Source organism: Listeria immobilis (genome assembly GCF_014322765.1).
Lineage (GTDB): Bacteria > Bacillota > Bacilli > Lactobacillales > Listeriaceae > Listeria > Listeria immobilis.
This window is the reverse complement of the sequence record NZ_JAASTZ010000043.1, coordinates 1-504: the sequence shown is the minus strand read 5'-3', so window position 1 is coordinate 504 and position 504 is coordinate 1. Positions and strand designations below refer to the sequence as shown.

Sequence of the window (504 nt, the reverse complement as noted above, 5' to 3'; positions counted from 1 at the left end):
CTGGCTTTCTAAATTTTTTCTTTTTCGCCTGGCAGTTCCATCCTCTATTACGCATAATTTTAGCCACTTTATTAATTCCTATCGGAATTTCTTTCTTAATTAAAGCATGGATTTTTCGATAACCATAGAGAAAATGGTTTTTGGTTACTAATTCTTGAATACGTAACTCTACATCAGATAAAGTATCTATTTCTTTATAGCGATGGCGATAGTAATAACTTCTAGATATACCAAATAAGCGAGTAAGCTGTGTAATAGAAAATTCCTGTGCATGTTGCTTCATAAAGAGAACTATATTTTTACGCATCACCATCTTTCCTGAGAAAAATACTTTTTTAATAATTCGAGTTCTTTTTTTGTCTGTTTTAATTCTTCGGAAACCGACAATTCATGCCTTAAAGGACGCCCAGAGACACTGTTCAGTCTGCTTATCTCTCCATCTAAATACCACTTTTTCCATGTATAGAGAGTTCCTGAACTAGAAATTTGGAATTCTTTCCGAAG

Annotated in this window: 2 protein-coding genes; both read right to left on the bottom strand. The window is 33.3% G+C overall.

The window, feature by feature from the left end; translation table 11 throughout:
• Nucleotides 1-307 (bottom strand): IS3 family transposase (locus HCJ50_RS15615; protein WP_187120660.1); only part of this gene is annotated, 307 nt, incomplete at its 3' end.
• The coding region (locus tag HCJ50_RS15660) for a hypothetical protein (RefSeq protein WP_221636620.1) at nucleotides 307-504 on the bottom strand (198 nt) is incomplete at its 5' end. The genes HCJ50_RS15660 and HCJ50_RS15615, both read right to left, overlap by 1 nt.